We start from the raw sequence: 1,137 nt of genomic DNA, 5'->3' as shown, positions 1-1,137 counted from the left end.
CCGGGCCACCGGGCCTTGGATGGATTCGAGGATGGATTGCAGCGGCCCTTCCCAGGGCATCGAGGAGCCGGCGGCCTGCGCGGTGCCCGCAAGCAACAGCATCAGCGCCGCGAGCATCAGGCCCTGTAGGCTCGGGCGAGCCAGACTGTCCAGCCGCGCGGGCTGGGGAAGCGGATTTACGGAAATACGGAAAGCATCAACGTGCGTCATGGAAGTTCTCCAGAGTGGTCAGGGGACAGGGAGGAAGGGTCGGACTGCGGCAGCAGCTCGGGAAACGGCGTTTCCGGCGCCTCTAGCGCATCCACCAGGTGGTAGCCCACGCCATCGAAACCGACGACGCGGGCGATGCTCTCGATGCGGCGCTTGCGCCCGCGTCCGGCGATGTGGATGACCACGTTGACCGCCTCGGCGATCAGCGCACGCGGCGGATTCACCGCCACTTCGAGAATCAGTTGCTCCAGGCGCAGCAGCGCGCCCAGCGCGGAGCCGGCGTGGACGGTGGCGATGCCGCCCGGATGGCCGGTGCCCCACACCTTGATGAGATCCAGCGCTTCGGCGCCGCGCACTTCACCGACGACGACACGATCCGGGCGCAGGCGCATGGACGAGCGCACCAGCTCGGTCATCGACACCACGCCCGCGCGCGTGCGCAGCGGCACGTGGTCGCGCGCCGCGCATTGCAGTTCCACCGTGTCTTCGAGCACCAGCACGCGGTCGCCGGTGGCGGCAATTTCTGCCAGCAGCGCATTGGCGAGCGTGGTCTTGCCGCTGCTGGTGGCGCCCGCGATCAGGATGTTCTGGCGCTCGCGCACGGCGCGAACGAGAAAGCCCGCCTGGGCGCTGGTCATCATTCCGTCGATGACGTACCGCTCCAGCGGGATCACGCCGATGGCGCGCTTGCGCAACGCGAAGGCAGGCCCCGGTGCAGCCGGGGGCAAGATGCCCTCGAAGCGTTCGCCGGTTTCGGGCAGCTCTGCGGACAGCAGCGGCTGGCCTCGATGCACTTCCGCGCCGACGTGGGCGGCCACGAGACGGATGATGCGTTCGCCATCGTCTTCGGACAGCTCCACGCCCATCGGCACGCGGCCCGATGAAAGCCGATCCACCCAAAGGGTGCGGTCGGGATTGAGCATGACT

Annotated in this window: 2 protein-coding genes; both read right to left on the bottom strand. The window is 68.4% G+C overall.

Features of this window, described 5'->3' with window-relative positions:
* Positions 1-210, bottom strand: a 210-nt coding sequence (locus ACYQ1H_RS15495) for a TrbC/VirB2 family type IV secretion system protein (RefSeq protein WP_460028936.1), incomplete at its 3' end; no start/stop codon positions are given.
* On the bottom strand, positions 207-1,137 hold a 931-nt coding region (gene trbB / locus ACYQ1H_RS15490), incomplete at its 5' end, for a P-type conjugative transfer ATPase TrbB (protein ID WP_460028935.1). The genes trbB and ACYQ1H_RS15495, both read right to left, overlap by 4 nt.

This window comes from Methyloparacoccus murrellii (assembly GCF_054657115.1).
The sequence above is the reverse complement of the archived record's forward strand: the minus strand, read 5'-3'. Positions and strand labels throughout refer to the sequence as shown.